Here is a 16,959-nt window from a genome sequence, read left to right on the forward strand (position 1 = left end):
CAATCAGCATGACTGAACCGACCTCCCTCGCCAGCTGGACCCGCGCCCTGCGCAAGCAGCTCGATGCGCTGGGCCTCGACAGCACCGCCCTGTGCCAGCAGGCGGGGCTCGACCCGCGATTGATGGACGACCCGAACGCCCGTTACCCGTTGTCCGGCACCACGCGCCTGTGGGAAATCGCCGTGCAGGTCAGTGGCGATCCGGCAATCGGCCTGCGCGTATCGCGTTTCGTCAGCCCCACCACGTTTCATGCGCTCGGTTATGCGCTGGTGGCCAGCGGCAGTTTGCGCGAGGTGTTCGAACGCATCGTGCGTTATCACCAGGTGGTCAGCGATGCCCTGGAACTGGAGCTGACCCGCACCGAGGACCGCTACCGCTTTCGCCTGAAAATTCCTGTGGGCAACCCGGCACCTGCGTTCGAAGCCATCGACGCCTTCACGGCGATTTACGTACGCACCTGCCGCAATCGCCTCGGTCGGGACTATGCACCGCTGGCGGTGTACCTGCGCCGCCCGGAACCCGCCGATGCCCACCAATGGCACAAAGTCTTCCGTTCACCGGTGTATTTTTCGGCAGAAGAAGACCGCGTGGAGTTTTCCCTGGTGGATTTCGACAGCCACCTCGATGACGCCAACCCGGAACTGGCTGAACACAACGAAACCGTGCTCGACCGCGCCTTGGCACAGCTCAAACCGCTGACCTGGGAGCGCAAGGTCCGTGACGCCATCGAAGAGCAATTGCCCGAAGGCGAACCCAGCGCCGAACACATCGCCAAGGCCCTGCACCTGAGCTTGCGCAGCCTGCAACGGCATTTGGCGGATGAGGGGTGTCGGTTCGATACGCTGCTCAATGAAAGTCGCGAAAACCTGGCGCTGCTGCACCTGCGCGACCCGCAATGCTCGTTGAGTGAGGTCAGTTACTTGCTGGGGTTTGCCGATACCAGCAGCTTCAGCCGCGCGTTCAAGCGCTGGACGGGGATGACGCCGGGGCAGTTTCGGGATGGGTTGCGCTGACCGGCCCAGACATTGGGTCGCCTCGCCCGGCCTCATCGCGAGCAGGCTCGCTCCCACAGTGGTTCTGCATTTTTATGGGATTTTGAGTTCTCTGAAGATCAATTGTGGGAACGAGCCTGCTCGCGATGAGTCCGGATCAGACACCACAAAAAAGCTTCAGCGCCCGCGATCCCGCCGCAACAACTTGCGCACCCGCGCCACCAACTCGCTCACCGCAAACGGCTTGAGCAAATAATCGTCCTCATGCAACTCCAATCCGCGCAGGCGATCCTCGATGCCGTCCTTGGTGGTCAGGAACAGTACCGGCGTCTCTCCGAGCTTGCGGATCTGTTGCTGCAACTGCCAGCCGTTGAGCCCCGGCAGCATTACGTCGAGGATGATCAGCGAGTATTCGCCGGTCTCGATGAAACGCCGGCCGTCCATGCCGTTGAGCGCGACATCCACCGAATAGCTCGCCTCGTTCAGGCCGTTGGCCAGGAGTTTGGCGGTCTCCGATTCGTCTTCTACTAGCAGTACACGCATGGCACACCTCGATTATCGTCGTCACAGGCTAGGCGCCTTCGCGGGCAAAGCCCACCAATAACGTCGCGCGTTAAAAAATCGCCAGTGCCCGCAACCGCTCGGCATCGACAATTTCGATCTCGCCGTACTTGAGATTCAGGATTCCCTGGCCCTGCAAATCCTTGAGCAACTGATTGGTGGTCTGGCGCGACAACGACAGCAGCGACGCCAACTGCTCCTGTGGCAATTGCAGCACCCGGCGGGGTGGATCGATTTCGCCGTAGCCTGCAGCGATCATCAGCAAGCGATGGGCGAGACGCGCCGGGGCGGGCATCAGGCTCAGTTGTTCGAGGTTGATGAAGGTCAGGCGCAACTTGTGGCTCATCAGCAACGCCAGTTGCCGCCAGTACACCGGTTGTTCGTCGAGCAACTTCAGCAGTGCCGCTTGCGGGATGTGCAACAGGGTACACGTCCCCACAGCGAAGGCGTCGTGGGTCCGCGCCTGACCGTCGAACAGGCAGATTTCACCAAACCAGTGCGGCGGTTCCACCAGGCTCAGCAGCGCTTCCTTGCCTTGCTCACTGACCGCGCCGATGCGCACCGAGCCTTCAAGCACCGCATACAACCCGCACGGCGGATCGCCGCGTTTGAACAGCAATTGCCCGGACGACAGGCGCCGCAGCCGGGCCGCGGCCAGCAGACTATCCTGAAAGGGAACAGGTAGATGACTGAACCACTGGCCGCTCATCAAGCGCGAGCGCCAAACCTGCATGTCCATGGAAACTCCTGGAAATTGTCGCCTGCCTGACAGAGCGGAAAGTGAACCCGGGGCATGATCAATCACCCTACAGGAGGAATAACAATGAAAAGCCTCGTTGACCATCTCAGTCAATACGCCGCCTACCACCGTGATCCGCGCAACATCGCCAGCCACTTTATCGGTATTCCGTTGATTGTGGTGGCCGTTGCTGTACTGCTGTCGCGGCCGCAATGGGCCGGAGGCTGGCTTTCGCCGGCGGTGCTGGTGTCGTTGGCGTCGGCGTGGTTTTACCTGCGCCTGGAGTTGCGCCTTGGGGTGCTGATGACCGTGTTGCTGGGGCTGTCGGTTTGGGCGGGCCAGGTGTTGGCGCAGCAAAGCATGCTGGTCTGGCTATCGAGCGGAATCGGGATGTTTGTGGTGGGCTGGGCGATTCAGTTTGTCGGGCATCACTATGAAGGGCGTAAGCCGGCCTTTGTCGATGACGTGACCGGGTTGATTGTCGGGCCGTTGTTTGTGGTGGCGGAGTTGGCGTTTTTGTTGGGGTTGCGGCATGACCTGAAAGAGCAGATCGAGGCGCGGGCCGGGGGTGTAAGAATCAATCCGAATCGCGCTGCGGCATAAGACGCCTTCGCGAGCAGGCTCCCACAGAGTTTCTATGTACACCATAGATCCAATGTGGGAGCGGGCTTGCTCCGGGCGGCGTTCCGACGATGCTTTTGCTTTAGAGGTTGGCGAGTTTCTGCCAGACCTTGGGCTTGAAGAACAGCGTTTCGCCCTTCGTCAGCCCGATCAGGCTGTCATGGTCCTTCACCACTTCCGCCTCTATCAATTCGCTCTGACCTTCAACTTTCAGCGTCACCCGGGTCGTCGCGCCCAACGGACGGATATCGCGCACTTCAGCCGCATGGTGATCTTCCAGTTCATGCCGTGACAGCGACACTTCATGCGGACGGAACAGCACGTGATTGTCTTCGCCCAGATGCAGACGGTTCGAATCGCCGAGGAAGTGATAAACGAAATCGCTGGCCGGGTTTTCGTAGACATCGCCCGGTGAGCCGATCTGCTCGATCACGCCTTTGTTCATCACCACGATACGGTCGGCGACTTCCATGGCTTCTTCCTGGTCGTGGGTCACGAATACCGAGGTCAGGTTGATGTCTTCATGCAGCCGCGCCAACCAGCGGCGCAGTTCTTTGCGGACCTTGGCGTCGAGGGCGCCGAAGGGTTCATCGAGCAGCAGCACTTTCGGCTCGACCGCCAAGGCGCGAGCCAGGGCGATACGCTGACGCTGACCACCGGAGAGTTGCTCCGGGTAGCGATCCGCCAGCCAGTCCAGTTGCACCATGTTCAGCAGTTCGTGGACTTTTACCGCGATCTGGCTTTCGCTCGGGCGCTGTTTTTTTGGCTTCATGCGCAGGCCGAACGCGACGTTGTCGAACACGGTCATGTGGCGGAACAAGGCGTAGTGCTGGAACACGAAGCCAACGTTGCGATCACGCACGTCGTGGCCGGAGACGTCTTCACCGTGGAACACGATGTTGCCCTGATCCGGGGTTTCCAGGCCGGCGATGATTCGCAGCAGCGTGGTTTTACCGCACCCCGACGGGCCGAGCAGCGCCACGAGTTCACCGCTCTGGATGTCCAGGCTAATGTTGTCCAGCGCCTTGAACGCATTGAAATTCTTGCTGACGTTACGCACTTCGATCGACATGAATTATTCCTCCGCGGCGCTGGCGCGCAGGCGGTTAATACGGTTTTCGCTCCACTGCTTCAGCAGCAGGATGAAGAGCGCCATGATCAGCAACAGGCTCGCTACCGCGAACGCGGCCACGTGGTTGTATTCGTTGTAGAGGATCTCGACGTGCAGCGGCAGGGTGTTGGTCACCCCGCGAATGTGCCCGGAAACCACCGACACCGCACCGAACTCACCCATCGCCCGCGCGGTACACAGCACCACACCGTAGATCAGGCCCCATTTGATATTGGGAACGGTGACGTGCCAGAACATCTGCCAGCCATTGGCGCCCAACAGGCGCGCGGCCTCTTCCTCTTGCGTGCCCTGTTCCTGCATCAGCGGGATCAGCTCACGCGCCACGAACGGCACGGTGACGAAAATCGTCGCCAGCACGATGCCCGGCAAGGCGAAGACGATCTGGATGTCGTGATCCTGCAGCCACGGCCCGAACAGGCCCTGGGCACCGAACATCAGCACGTAGACCAGGCCGGCGATCACCGGCGACACCGAGAACGGCAGGTCGATCAGCGTGACCAGCATGCTCTTGCCGCGGAACGAGTACTTGCTCACGCACCACGCGGCGCTGACGCCGAACACCAGGTTCAACGGCACCGAAATCAGCACGGCGATCACCGTGAGTTTCAGCGCCGACAACGCATCCGGTTCGAAGATCGCGGTGAAGAACGCACCCAGGCCGAGCTTCAGACCCTGGGACACCACGATGAACAGTGGCAACAGCAGAAACAGCGCAAAAATCAGCCAGCCAAGGCCGATCAGGATTCTTCGCGAAGTGGCACTGCCACGGCGCGCAGCGTTGGCCGAAGAGGCGGCCGCAATAGACGATTGGGACATGGTTCGCGCCTCCTTATGGGGTTTCGATGCGACGTTGCAGCAAGTTGATCAGCAGCAACAGGACGAAGGAAACCACCAGCATCAGTACACCAATGGACGTGGCGCCGGTGTAATCGTACTGGTCGAGCTTGACCATGATCAGCAGCGGCAGGATCTCGGTTTTCATTGGCATATTGCCGGCGATGAAAATCACCGACCCGTACTCGCCGACCCCGCGGGCAAAGGCCAACGCGAACCCCGTCAGCCATGCCGGGAGCAATGCGGGCACCAGAATGTAACGGAACACCTGTAACGGTTTTGCCCCGAGACACGCCGCCGCTTCTTCCACTTCACGCGGGATATCAGCCAATACTGGCTGTACGGTACGTACTACGAATGGAAGTGTCACAAAAGTGAGGGCAAGGGTGATGCCGAGGGGGGTATACGCAATCTTGAAACCCAGGTCCGCTGCAAACTGACCGACCAAACCGGTGGGGGTGTACAACGCCGTCAGCGCGATACCGGCCACCGCCGTCGGCAACGCGAAGGGCAAGTCGATCATTGCGTCGATGACTTTGCGACCGGGGAAGGTATAGCGCACCAGCACCCAGGCGAGCAGCGTGCCGATCACGCCGTTGATGATCGCGGCATAGAGCGCGGTGCCGAAGCTCAGCTTCAACGCCGCCAGCACCCGAGGCGCCGAGATAATTGCCCAGAACTGATCCCAGGTAAGTTGGGCGGCATGCACGAACATCGCCGCCAGTGGAATGAGCACAATCAGGCTGAGGTACACCAAGGTGTAGCCCAGCGTCAGCCCGAAGCCGGGTATGACGGGGGAGATACGACGCGACATAAAAGTCCTTGGTTGAGAACGCGCAAAGCCCCGACGGCTAAATCGGGGCTCGTTGATGGCTATTTAAGACTACTGCGCCTGATAAATCTGGTCGAACACGCCACCGTCATTGAAGAACTTCGGTTGCGCGGTTTTCCAGCCGCCGAAGTCTTTGTCGATGGTCACCAGGTCCAGGGTCGGGAACTGCTTGGCGTACTTGGCAGCCACGTCCTTATCACGTGGACGATAGAAGTTTTTCGCGGCAATTTCCTGACCGGCCGGGCTGTACAGGTGCTTGAGGTACGCTTCGGCGATCTGCTCGTTGCCCTTTTTCTCGGCGTTCTTGTCGACCACGGCCACTGGCGGCTCGGCAAGAATCGACAGCGAAGGCACGACGATTTCAAACTTGTCGGCGCCGCCGTCTTCTTTCAGCGCCAGAAACGCTTCGTTTTCCCAGGCCAGCAACACGTCGCCCTGACCGTTGTTGACGAAGGTGATGGTCGAACCGCGAGCGCCGGTGTCCAGCACAGGCACGTGTTTGAACAGGGTCTGGATGTAGTCCTTGGCCTTGGCTTCGTCACCGCCGTTGACTTTCAGGCCATAGGCCCAGGCCGCGAGGAAGTTCCAGCGGGCGCCGCCGGAGGTTTTCGGGTTCGGGGTGATGACCGAGACATCGTTCTTGACCAGGTCGCCCCAGTCCTTGATGCCTTTCGGGTTGCCTTTGCGCACCAGGAACACGATGGTCGAGGTGTACGGCGTGCTCGCTTCTGGCAGACGCTTCTGCCAGTCAGCCGGAAGGGTCTTGCCGAGTTTGGCGATTTCGTCGATGTCACCCGCCAGGGCCAGGGTCACGACGTCGGCACGCAGACCGTCGATCACCGCGCGGCCCTGCTTGCCCGAACCACCATGGGATTGCTGGATTTTTACAGTGTCGCCGGCGTGATCCGCCTGCCAGTACTTGATGAACTCGGCGTTGTAGTCCTGGTACAGCTCACGCGTCGGGTCGTACGACACATTGAGCAGCTCGTAATCCTTGGCAACCGCGGATCCCGCAAAAAGGGCGCTGGCCAGGGCGGCCAAAGCGAAATGACGAATCGACGACATGGTGAAAGCTCCTGGAATTCTGTTTGTGTTGGCTTTTTTTTATGGAGGCGGGAAGCGGATTGCCGGTTGCTTAGCTCGGCTTGTTGCTCGGGTTCTGCAGACGGAATTTCTCTTTGCGTTCGATCTGGACGACCTGGGCGTTATGCACAGTGATCTCCACAGCCCCAAAGCGCAGATCGCGCAATGCGCTCTGGATCTCACGCAAAATGGCTGCTTCGTCTTGGCCATCAACACTACGTAGGGATGCGCTCATGGTGCTGCTCCTTCAACTGAGAGGTTGCCTGGCAGTGGCGGCACTGCTTGCGGCGTGAGACCAATAGTAGTGAGGAGTAGATATTCTTAAAAAGACTATTTAAGAATGTTTATATAACTTAAAGACTGATCGTTCCCACACAGCACGTGGGAATGATCGAACACGGGCTTAGCGAATAATGGGCGCGCACATCCAATCCAGCTGCTCTGCCGGCACCGGTCGCCCAAACCAGTAGCCTTGCCCCAGATCGCATTCATGCTCGAGCAGGAATCCGGCCTGCTCGACCTGCTCGATCCCCTCGGCATGCACTTGCATCCCCATGCTCTGCGCCAGGGCAATGATCACTCGCACAATCGCCGCGTCATCTTCATCACACGGCAACCCGGCGACGAAGCCCTGGTCGATCTTGAGTTTCTGCACCGGCAATCGCTTGAGCCGCAGCAGCGACGAATATCCCGTGCCGAAATCGTCGATGGCCAGCCGCACACCCAACTCGCGCAGGCGATGCATCTGCTCCAGCGCCACCTCCGGATCCTCCATCACTGCACTTTCGGTCACTTCCAGCTCCAGATACGCCGGATCAAGCCCCGTCGAATCAAGCACCTGAGCCACATGCTGATACAGCTCGCGTCGGGCAAACAGTCGCGATGAGACATTTACCGCCACAAACGCCAACCCCACACCCGCCGCTCGCCACTGACACATTTGCTGACAGGCCTGCTGCATAACCCAGGCATCAATCTCGGCAATCAGCCCGGTACGCTCGGCGATGGGGATGAACTCTGCCGGCGACACCAGCCCGCGCTGCGGATGCGCCCAACGCACCAGTGCTTCGACGCCGATCAGGCGACTGGTTTTGAGGTCATGCACGGGTTGGTAATAGACGCGCAGCTCTTGCTGCTGGAGCGCGCGGCGCAGCTCAAAGGCCATTTCGACCCGCTGCTGGGCATGGGCGGTCAATTCTTCGGTATAGAGCGCGTAGCCATCCCGGCCCGCACTCTTGGCCTTGAACAAGGCCGAATCGGCGTTGCGCAACATTTGCTCGGCACTCAAGGCATCACTCGGAAACTGACTGATGCCGACACTGGCGTTGATAAACAGTCGATGCCCATCAATGTGGAACGGCTCCCGCAGGCCATCGATGATTCGCTGAGCCAGCGCCGCGGCTTGTGCCACTTGCGGACAGCTTTCGGCGAGCACCGCAAATTCGTCACCGCCCAGACGCGCCAGGGTCATGCCTGGGCCGAACATGGCATTCAAATGCTCGGCCACCGCCTTCAGCAGTTGATCACCGACGGTATGCCCGAGGCTGTCGTTAATCATCTTGAAGTGATCCAGGTCGATCATCAGCAACGCGCAGCCCCGTTTATGGATTTGCGCCGATGCCAGTGCCTGTTCGACACGGTCGGTGAACAGCAGTCGATTGGGCAGATCGGTCAGCGGATCGTGGTGAGCCAGATGCTTGAGTTCGTGCTCGGAATTTTTGATCGCACTGATATCGGAAAACACCGCCACGTAGTGGCTACGCAGGCCCTGATCGTCATGGATGATGCGGATGGTTTGCCATTGCGGGTAGATTTCACCGCTTTTACGGCGATTCCAGATCTCCCCGCTCCACTCACCGGTGCTGTTGAGTGTCGCGAACATCGACTGGTAAAACGCTGGCGGATGATGGCCGGATTTGAACAGGCTGGGTTGCCGGCCCAGCACCTCATCACACTGATAACCGGTGATCGCCATGAAGGCCCGGTTCACATGGACAATCAGCCCGTTGCTATCGGTGACCAACACGCCCTCACGGGTGCAATCGAACACGGCGGCGGCCTGGCGCAAACGCTCACGGTCGGCATGGCGCTCGCGCAGCCTGGCGCCGATCCCCAGGCATTTGAACAGTCGGGCCCGGGCAAGGAAGATCAAACCGGCACTGAGCACCACCCAGAAATAACCGTTGATCAGTTGCCATCGCAATAGCTCGGCAGAGCTATCGAAGAAACTGTTCAATACATAGCCGCTGACGGCCATCCAGGCGACTGAAAGCAACAGGTAAAGCAGCGCTGCACGCAAGGCGTCGCGATAGGTGGCAGACATTAGAACGTCCATGTCCCTACAGAAAGGTTGGAATTATAGGCCAAGGACACATCCAGCCACTCTTATCTGAAAGGGCGACTGGTTTTATCCGTGGGCTTAGTGATAATGCAACGGCTGTTTTTTTCTTTATCGAGGGCCCTACAGCCTATGTGGTACGAAGGTTTACTCGGCTTGTCGCCCTGGTCACTGGTGGCAGTCACCCTGCTGATGACCCACGTCACGATCGTTGGCGTCACGGTCTATCTCCATCGTTATTCAGCCCATCGCTCGCTTGAGCTCAATGCCGGCCTGAAACATTTCTTCCGCTTCTGGCTGTGGTTGACCACGGCGCAGAACACCCGCGAGTGGACCGCTATCCACCGCAAGCATCACGCCAAATGCGAAACCGTCGATGATCCGCACAGCCCGGTCGTCAAAGGTCTTTCCACCGTTTTGCGCAAAGGTGCCGAGTTGTACCGCGCCGAAGCGGAAAACCCGGAGACCCTGCGCATCTACGGCAAGAACTGCCCCGAAGACTGGATCGAACGTAATCTCTACAGCCGATTCCCGCTGTTGGGTGTGGCGATCATGGGTGTCATCGACCTGCTGCTGTTCGGCACCATCGGCATCACCATCTGGGCCATCCAGATGATGTGGATCCCTGTGTGGGCCGCCGGCGTGGTCAATGGCCTTGGCCATGCCATCGGCTACCGCAACTTCGAATGCCGCGATGCCGCCACCAATCTGGTGCCTTGGGGCATCCTGATCGGCGGTGAAGAGCTGCATAACAACCATCACACCTACCCTAACTCGGCAAAATTGTCGGTGAAGAAGTGGGAGTTCGACCTCGGTTGGGCCTGGATCCAGGTCTTCAGTTTCTTCCGTCTGGCCAAGGTCCAGCGGGTCGCCCCGATCGCGCACCGGGTTGAAGGCAAAGGCAGCCTGGACATGGACACTGCCATGGCCATCCTCAACAACCGCTTCCAGATCATGGCCCAGTACCGCAAATTGGTGATCGCGCCTCTGGTCAAGCAAGAACTGGAAAAGGTCGATCACTCGGTCCGCCATCAATTCCATCGCGCCAAGCGCCTGCTTTCGCGGGAAACCAGCCTGCTGGACGAAAAACACCACGTTCGCATCCAGACCATGCTCGAACACAGCCAGGCGCTGAAGGTAATTTACGAAAAACGCCTGGCCTTGCAGCAGATCTGGGTCAAGACCAGCTCAAATGGTCACGACATGCTCGCCGCCATCAAGGATTGGGTGCATGAAGCTGAGGCCAGCGGGATTCAATCCCTGCGTGACTTCGCCGACCAGTTGAAGACCTACTCCCTGCGCCCTGCCGCTGTCTGATGCCGTTGATCGGTGCGCCCCGCCAGCGGGCGCACCCTTCGGAACTAAGCTCCAAATCCCCTATCTCAAAGACACTTCGCCACCCCTGGCGGGTTTCGTTGTCGCCGCTTTCGAGTCCAGAACAGCGCACGCCCTTTGAGATTTGTCCCTATGGTCCCAAAAAACCTGCACGACTCATCCTTTGCGCAATCGCCCGACACAGCTCAAACCCTGATGGCGCTGATGCATGCCCAAAGTGAAGTGGCGCGCCTGAGCGAACGCGAACAGCTGTTCAGTTCGCTGCTGGTGAGTGTCAACGCGGTGTTGTGGGCATTCAACTGGGAAACCCGGCAGGTGCTTTACGTCAGCCCGGCTTATGAGCGAATTTTCGGCCGCTCCGCCGGCAGTTTGCTGTCCGACTACAACGAATGGCGCGACAGCATTTACCCCGACGACCTGGACTATGCCGAGCGCAGCCTGGCCGACGTGCTGGTCAAAGGTGCGGTTGAAGACCGCGAATACCGCATCATCGATGCCGATGGGCAGGTGCGTTGGCTCAGCGACAAATGCTTCATCAATCGTCAGGCGGAACCCGGCCAACCCGTGATCATTGTCGGCATTGCCGAAGACATCACCGAAAAGAAGCAGATGGAAGCCGAACTGCAACGCCTGGCCACCACTGACGTGCTGACTCAAAGCAGCAATCGCCGGCACTTCTTCGAATGCGCGCAAAAGGAGTTTGCACAGGCACGCAAGCAAGGCACACCGCTGGCGTTTCTGCTGCTGGACATCGATGATTTCAAAGGGGTCAACGACACGTACGGTCATCCACAAGGTGACGTAGTGCTGCAACAGATCGCAGAGAGCGGTCGCGCGGCGCTTCGCCGAGGCGATGTGTTCGGACGGATCGGTGGTGAAGAGTTTGCGGCGGTGTTTCCTGGCTGTGCGCCGGACATGGCCCTGCAAGTGGCGGAAAGATTGCAACGGCAGATTCAGCAATTGAGCTTTAGCCATGACGACCAGACGTTTGGCATTACTGTCAGCCAGGGGCTGACCAGTCTCACCAACGAGGACGAAAGCCTCGACAGCCTGTTTGCCAGGGCAGATGCGGCGATGTATGAAGCCAAGCGGCAGGGCAAGAACCGGATCATTTCCGGTTAATCCGCCGAACTCCTCCAGGGATTGTGTATGGATTACTTTTTGCGTAATCGCATCAGTTCCGGCAAACCGATTTTGAGCAACCGCGCTGTTCGGCTTTTCGCCAATGCTTCCACGTCCTCATGCTCGGTCAGGCGCGCCAATTGCGCCGCCATGTTCATCACCAGCGCCTCGCGTGAGTAAACCCCGCCACCGAGCTGATAGACCGACGCAATCAACTCTCTCAACTCCAGCGGCAGACGCCAGCGGGTGCGCAGTGCCGAACCGTAGGCCGCGCCGAACTCGGCCAGCGCATCGCCGACTTCCTCCCACTCGTCCAGATCACCTCCGCCCTGCTTCCACTCTTGTAAACATCGCAGCAGAGCCAGGTCACCAAGACGATGCAGCATGCCTGCGCAGTAACAGCGCTCTTGTTCCAGATCCAGCAAGCGTGCCAGCGTGCGGGCGTACTCGGCGGTGTGCAGGGACAACTCCCAGTTACGTTCGGCATAGTCCGCCAGTAGCGGATCGTCGAGCCGCGCACTGCGCTTAAGGGCCAACCCCAGAATGAGATTCATGCTTTGTCCGGAGCCTAAACGGTGCAAGGCCTGGGACAGGGTTTGCACGGGATCGCCAAGGTGATGCGCCGCGCTGTTCGCGGCGGCAATCAGCACAGCGGTAATCTGCGGATCGGTGCGAATCTCGTCCTCCAGTCGTTTCAGATCGAGACCGCTCGGATTGAGGCTGCGCTGGACTGCTATCTGTACATCAGTCATCAACGGCGCACCGTCCGTCAGGTCTCGCCGTCGCTCCAGGTACACCGATAACGTCATGCCCGGCGCCAACCTTGGCACCTCGCAGGAAACCTCTTCACCGGCGTTCAGCAGCAACTCCTGCAGACGCTGGGTCAGGTTTTCCATGTTCAGGGGTTTGGTCAGGTACGCCGTGGGCGCCAAAGGCAAAGCCTCGTGCACGCTGCCACTGTCGTTGCGGCTGCTCATCAGAATGAACGGCAGCGGTGGATTGCGTCGGCGCTGACGCACGTTACGCAAGACATTCAAGCCATCGACACCGGGCAACTCCCAGTCAACGATCGCCAGGTCGTAGGGAATTTCCGCCAGCCGGTCGATTGCCTGTTGGCCATCGGCGCACAGGTCTACTCGCGCATCGCAGCGCACTTTCAATAACACCTGCATGAGCAAGTCTCGAGACCACGGGTCGGCCTCGGCAATCAACACCCTCGGTGCAGCGGGTAAATCAACGACAGTCATGCAGCACGCTCCCTCGCAATGCTATGAACCATAGTCAACACTGGCGATTCGAGACAAATCAAATGACCTGAATGTGTTTCAAGAGGCGTAAAAAAACCCGCCGAAGCGGGTTTTTTGTCGATCAGGTCACACACTAGGTGGTCACAGCTCGGAGAAGCACTCTTCGATGATCGCCAGACCTTTGTCCAGTTGCTCGTCCGGCGCAGTCAGCGGTACCAGGACGCGCAGAACGTTGCCGTAGGTGCCGCAGGACAGCAGGATCAGGCCTTTGTCGCGAGCCTTGGCCACAACCGAGGCTACCGCAGCAGCGTTTGGCTTGTGGCTGTCGCCGTTTTCGAACAGCTCGACAGCGATCATCGCGCCCAGGGCACGGACTTCGCCGATCACCGGGTACTTGGCCTGGATAGCCTTGAGGCCAGTCACCAGACGCTCGCCAACAGCTTTACAACGGTCCAGCAGGTGTTCTTCTTCGAACACTTCCATCACGGCCAGGGCCGCAGCGCAAGCGATCGGGCTACCGGCGTAGGTGCCGCCCAGGCCGCCTGGAGCGATGGCGTCCATGTATTCGGCCTTGCCGCACACACCGGCCAACGGGAAGCCGCCAGCGATGGATTTGGCGAAGGTGGTCAGGTCGGCGGACACGCCCATCTGTTCCATGGCGAAGAAGGTGCCGGTACGGCCAGCGCCGGTTTGCACTTCGTCAGCGATCAACAGGATGCCGTGCTGGTCGCACAGGGCGCGCAGACGCTTCATGAACTCTTTAGGCGCGACGTAGAAACCGCCTTCGCCCTGAACTGGTTCGATGATGATGGCAGCGATGTCACGCGGCTCAGCGTCGTTCTTGAAGATGCGTTCGATGCTGGCGATCGAGTCGTCGACGCTCACACCGTGCAGTTCATTCGGGTACAGCGCGCGGAAGATGCCGCCTGGCATCAAGCCCATGCCGGCCGAGTAAGGCACGACTTTACCGGTCAGGCCCAGGGTCATCATGGTGCGACCGTGGTAAGCGCCGGTGAAGGCGATCACGCCAGCGCGGCCAGTGGCGGCACGAGCGATTTTCACGGCGTTTTCCACCGCTTCGGAACCGGTAGTGACCAGCAAGGTTTTCTTGGCGAAATCACCAGGTACCTTGGCGTTGATTTTTTCGCACAGCTCTACGTACGGTTCGTAGGCCAGTACCTGGAAGCACGTGTGGGTCAGCTTGTTCAACTGCTCGGTGACGGCGGCGATGATTTTCGGGTGTACGTGACCGGTGTTCAGCACGGCGATACCGCCGGCGAAGTCGATGAACTCGCGACCTTCAACGTCGGTCACGGTGGCGTTCTTCGCGTGGTCGGCGAAGATCGGGTGAATCTGGCCAACACCGCGCGGTACAGCGGCTTCGCGGCGTTTCATCAGGGATGCGTTTGTCTTGCTCATAAAGTCCTCATTCACCGCTCATCGGGCGGCGTGGTTCAAGGAAAATGCGGCGGGGAGGCAACTACGGCAGCATGCGATGATCGACTGCCACAGCTTTCCCGGCCACAGAGAAAATTCCGTGTGAAGCGCAGAAAGGGACAGCGCTCTCGTGCCCTTTCCGCTTGAAGCAATGCCTTGCCGGGCTTAGATGCCCAGGCAGAGGTATTTGATTTCCAGGTAATCTTCGATGCCGTACTTGGAGCCTTCACGGCCCAGGCCCGACGCCTTGATGCCGCCGAACGGCGCGACTTCGTTGGAGATCAACCCGGTGTTGACGCCGACCATGCCGTATTCCAGGGCTTCAGCCACACGGAACACACGACCCAGGTCGCGCGCATAGAAGTAGGAAGCCAGACCGAACTCGGTGTCGTTGGACATCGCAATCACTTCGGCTTCGTCTTTGAAACGGAACAGCGGCGCCAATGGACCGAAGGTTTCTTCCTTGGCCACAGCAGCGTTTTTCGGCACGTTGGTCAGGATGGTTGGCTCGAAGAAGTTGCCTTCCATGACCTTGCCACCGGCCAGAACGGTTGCGCCTTTGCTGATCGCGTCAGCAATGTGCTCTTGAACCTTGGCCACGGCTTTTTCGTCGATCAGCGGGCCAGTGGTGGTGCCTTCTTCCAGACCGTTGCCGATCTTGAGTTTGGCCACGGCCACTTTCAGCTTCTCGGCAAACGCGTCGTAGACCGAATCCTGAATGTACAGGCGGTTGGCACAGACGCAGGTCTGGCCGTTGTTGCGGTACTTGGAAATGATCGCGCCTTCGACGGCCTTATCCAGGTCCGCGTCGTCGAACACGATGAACGGTGCGTTGCCGCCCAGTTCCAGGGATACTTTCTTGATGTCCTTGGCGCATTCAGCCATGAGCTGGCGACCGATTTCGGTCGAGCCGGTGAAGGACAGTTTGCGAACGATCGGGTTGCTGGTCAGCTCGCTACCGATGTCGCCGGCGCTGCCGGAAACAACGCTGAACACACCAGCTGGAATGCCAGCGCGCTGAGCCAGTTCAGCCAGGGCGAACGCGGAGAACGGAGTTTGCGAAGCAGGCTTGAGCACCATGGTGCAACCGGCAGCCAGGGCTGGGCCGGCTTTACGGGTGATCATTGCGGCCGGGAAGTTCCACGGGGTGATTGCAGCGGTCACGCCGATTGGCTGCTTGATCACGATCAGACGCTTGTCTGGCTGGTGGCCCGGTATCACGTCACCGTAGACGCGCTTGGCTTCTTCGGCGAACCATTCAATGAAGGAAGCGGCGTAAACGATTTCGCCCTTGGCTTCGGCCAATGGCTTGCCCTGCTCAAGGGTCATCAGGCGAGCCAGGTCATCCTGGTTCTCGATAATCAGTTCGAACCAACGACGCAGCTTGTTCGCGCGGTCCTTGGCGGTCAGTGCACGCCAGGCCGGCAGCGCTTTGTCAGCGGCTTCGATCGCACGGCGGGTTTCGGCAGCGCCCATTTTCGGCACGGTGCCCAGAATTTCGCCGGTGGCCGGGTTGTTCACTTTGATCGTCTGACCATTGTCCGCGTCGACCCAAGCGCCATCGATAAAGGCTTGCTGGCGGAACAACTGGGTGTCTTTAAGCTGCATGTCGGCTTTCCTTAACAGCACCGCGGCAGGCGCGGAGCAAATTATGATTGTAGAAAGGCGCCCTATAGGCTGCCGTCAGGGAAATCATTCACTGGGCTGAAGCACATAAATAGCGCACTGATTGATACCGTGCGGTTCAGCACCCAGACAAGAGCGTTTGAAATCTCAAACGAATCCTAGGATCAAAGGGGGTAAAGGACAATAGCCTGTTCGAAAAAAAGAACGAAAACGCCGCATTTGCCTAATTTTTCTGATCAACGTAGCAAACGCAGGTTACGCTTTCAAAAAACACAGGCGATTCAGCAGCATGGACGCACGCAGCACATATGAGTATCATGGCGCCCGCTTGCACCAGTAGCTCAGCTGGATAGAGTACTGCCCTCCGAAGGCAGGGGTCGTGGGTTCGAATCCCGCCTGGTGCACCATACGCTGCAAATGAAAAAGCCTCAGACCTTAGGGTCTGGGGCTTTTTTGTGGGTGACGATTTTTCAACTTCGGACAATGACGTTGTTTTTGGCGTGAACTGAGGGGCTGTGCATCCGCTCGCTATCTGAGGCTTGCGAGAGCGTCAGGGGCAGTGTGTCGCCACGCGAGCCCTGAATCGAGTCTCAGGGGCTGCCACGCGGCTTGGAAGCCATGGTCAGAGCCTTGAACAGGCGGCTCGCCATCAGAACCTCCCTTTAAAGCATGAGGCTCACACCCCAATTGAAATAGAGCACTACGGTATGAACTTTCCTGCGGGCAAAACAAAACCCCTACCTGCATACGCAGATAGGGGTTTCGGAATTTAATCTTGACGATGACCTACTCTCACATGGGGAAACCCCACACTACCATCGGCGATGCATCGTTTCACTGCTGAGTTCGGGATGGGATCAGGTGGTTCCAATGCTCTATGGTCGTCAAGAAATTCGGTAGCCAGGTCGTTTTCTCTTGCGAGATCACGCTCCAGCGAATGGGTATGCAATAGATTTGTGTGTTTCGTTTCGAATTTTCGACTTTGTATCGTCTTCACACACCGCAATCTGGCCTTTCGACGCAAATTGCTTGGGTGTTATATGGTCAAGCCTCACGGGCA

Annotated in this window: 15 protein-coding genes, 1 tRNA gene and 1 rRNA gene; 5 read left to right on the forward strand and 12 right to left on the reverse strand. The window is 58.9% G+C overall.

Going from position 1 to position 16,959, the window contains the following annotated elements; translation table 11 throughout:
- Window positions 1-8 precede the first annotated feature (8 nt).
- The gene (locus D882_RS0105245; protein ID WP_027922266.1) at window positions 9-1,013 is read left to right on the forward strand and encodes an AraC family transcriptional regulator; all 1,005 of its coding nucleotides are present in this window, start codon (window positions 9-11) and stop codon (window positions 1,011-1,013) included.
- Window positions 1,014-1,169: 156 nt separating this feature from the next.
- On the opposite strand, the gene D882_RS0105250 is transcribed toward D882_RS0105245, so the two are convergent.
- Together D882_RS0105250 and D882_RS0105255 are read right to left on the reverse strand one after the other, a co-directional pair.
- Complete coding sequence (locus D882_RS0105250) at window positions 1,170-1,535, reverse strand: response regulator (RefSeq protein ID WP_027922267.1); 366 nt, start codon at window positions 1,533-1,535, stop codon at window positions 1,170-1,172.
- A gap of 70 nt (window positions 1,536-1,605) precedes the next feature.
- Window positions 1,606-2,292, reverse strand: coding sequence for a Crp/Fnr family transcriptional regulator (locus D882_RS0105255; RefSeq protein WP_027922268.1), 687 nt, complete (start codon window positions 2,290-2,292; stop codon window positions 1,606-1,608).
- A gap of 84 nt (window positions 2,293-2,376) precedes the next feature.
- On the opposite strand from D882_RS0105255, the gene D882_RS0105260 reads away from it, so the two are divergent.
- Entirely contained in the window at window positions 2,377-2,895 is a 519-nt protein-coding gene (locus tag D882_RS0105260; protein ID WP_027922269.1) for a DUF962 domain-containing protein, read from the forward strand.
- A 100-nt stretch (window positions 2,896-2,995) separates the two neighbouring features.
- Here the strand turns inward: D882_RS0105260 and D882_RS0105265 are convergent, their stop codons facing one another.
- From D882_RS0105265 to dibA, 6 genes are all read right to left on the reverse strand, one after another.
- The gene (locus tag D882_RS0105265) at window positions 2,996-3,985 is read right to left on the reverse strand and encodes a sulfate/molybdate ABC transporter ATP-binding protein (RefSeq protein ID WP_027922270.1); all 990 of its coding nucleotides are present in this window, start codon (window positions 3,983-3,985) and stop codon (window positions 2,996-2,998) included.
- A 3-nt stretch (window positions 3,986-3,988) separates the two neighbouring features.
- Window positions 3,989-4,861, reverse strand: a complete 873-nt coding sequence (gene cysW / locus D882_RS0105270) for a sulfate ABC transporter permease subunit CysW (protein WP_027922271.1) — start codon at window positions 4,859-4,861, stop codon at window positions 3,989-3,991.
- Window positions 4,862-4,874: 13 nt separating this feature from the next.
- Complete coding sequence (gene cysT / locus D882_RS0105275) at window positions 4,875-5,693, reverse strand: sulfate ABC transporter permease subunit CysT (protein WP_027922272.1); 819 nt, start codon at window positions 5,691-5,693, stop codon at window positions 4,875-4,877.
- 69 nt (window positions 5,694-5,762) lie between these two features.
- Entirely contained in the window at window positions 5,763-6,776 is a 1,014-nt protein-coding gene (locus tag D882_RS0105280) for a sulfate ABC transporter substrate-binding protein (protein ID WP_027922273.1), read from the reverse strand.
- A gap of 70 nt (window positions 6,777-6,846) precedes the next feature.
- The gene (gene oscA, locus D882_RS0105285; protein WP_027922274.1) at window positions 6,847-7,029 is read right to left on the reverse strand and encodes a sulfur starvation response protein OscA; all 183 of its coding nucleotides are present in this window, start codon (window positions 7,027-7,029) and stop codon (window positions 6,847-6,849) included.
- 168 nt (window positions 7,030-7,197) lie between these two features.
- Window positions 7,198-9,117: a phosphodiesterase DibA gene (dibA, locus tag D882_RS0105290; RefSeq protein WP_027922275.1), complete on the reverse strand. Its 1,920-nt coding sequence runs from the start codon at window positions 9,115-9,117 to the stop codon at window positions 7,198-7,200.
- A 147-nt stretch (window positions 9,118-9,264) separates the two neighbouring features.
- On the opposite strand from dibA, the gene desA reads away from it, so the two are divergent.
- Window positions 9,265-10,449 carry a delta-9 fatty acid desaturase DesA gene (gene desA, locus D882_RS0105295; protein WP_027922276.1) on the forward strand — a complete coding sequence of 395 codons (1,185 nt, stop codon included), beginning with the start codon at window positions 9,265-9,267 and terminating at the stop codon, window positions 10,447-10,449.
- 150 nt (window positions 10,450-10,599) lie between these two features.
- On the forward strand, window positions 10,600-11,589 hold the full coding sequence (locus D882_RS0105300) for a sensor domain-containing diguanylate cyclase (protein ID WP_027922277.1): 990 nt from the start codon (window positions 10,600-10,602) through the stop codon (window positions 11,587-11,589).
- Window positions 11,590-11,621: 32 nt separating this feature from the next.
- Here D882_RS0105300 and D882_RS0105305 read toward each other — a convergent pair whose 3' ends face one another.
- From D882_RS0105305 to gabD, 3 genes are all read right to left on the reverse strand, one after another.
- The gene (locus tag D882_RS0105305; RefSeq protein ID WP_027922278.1) at window positions 11,622-12,836 is read right to left on the reverse strand and encodes a response regulator; all 1,215 of its coding nucleotides are present in this window, start codon (window positions 12,834-12,836) and stop codon (window positions 11,622-11,624) included.
- 141 nt (window positions 12,837-12,977) lie between these two features.
- Entirely contained in the window at window positions 12,978-14,255 is a 1,278-nt protein-coding gene (gabT, locus tag D882_RS0105310) for a 4-aminobutyrate--2-oxoglutarate transaminase (RefSeq protein ID WP_027922279.1), read from the reverse strand.
- Between the two features lie 183 nt (window positions 14,256-14,438).
- Window positions 14,439-15,881 carry an NADP-dependent succinate-semialdehyde dehydrogenase gene (gene gabD, locus D882_RS0105315; protein ID WP_008148203.1) on the reverse strand — a complete coding sequence of 481 codons (1,443 nt, stop codon included), beginning with the start codon at window positions 15,879-15,881 and terminating at the stop codon, window positions 14,439-14,441.
- 348 nt (window positions 15,882-16,229) lie between these two features.
- On the opposite strand from gabD, the gene D882_RS0105320 reads away from it, so the two are divergent.
- Window positions 16,230-16,306: transfer RNA gene (locus tag D882_RS0105320), tRNA-Arg, on the forward strand.
- Between the two features lie 366 nt (window positions 16,307-16,672).
- On the opposite strand, the gene rrf is transcribed toward D882_RS0105320, so the two are convergent.
- Window positions 16,673-16,788: ribosomal RNA gene (gene rrf / locus D882_RS0105325) — 5S ribosomal RNA — on the reverse strand.
- Window positions 16,789-16,959 lie beyond the last annotated feature (171 nt).

Origin of the sequence: Pseudomonas sp. URMO17WK12:I12, assembly GCF_000514395.1 — a bacterium.
Taxonomy (GTDB): Bacteria; Pseudomonadota; Gammaproteobacteria; order Pseudomonadales; family Pseudomonadaceae; genus Aquipseudomonas; species Aquipseudomonas mucoides.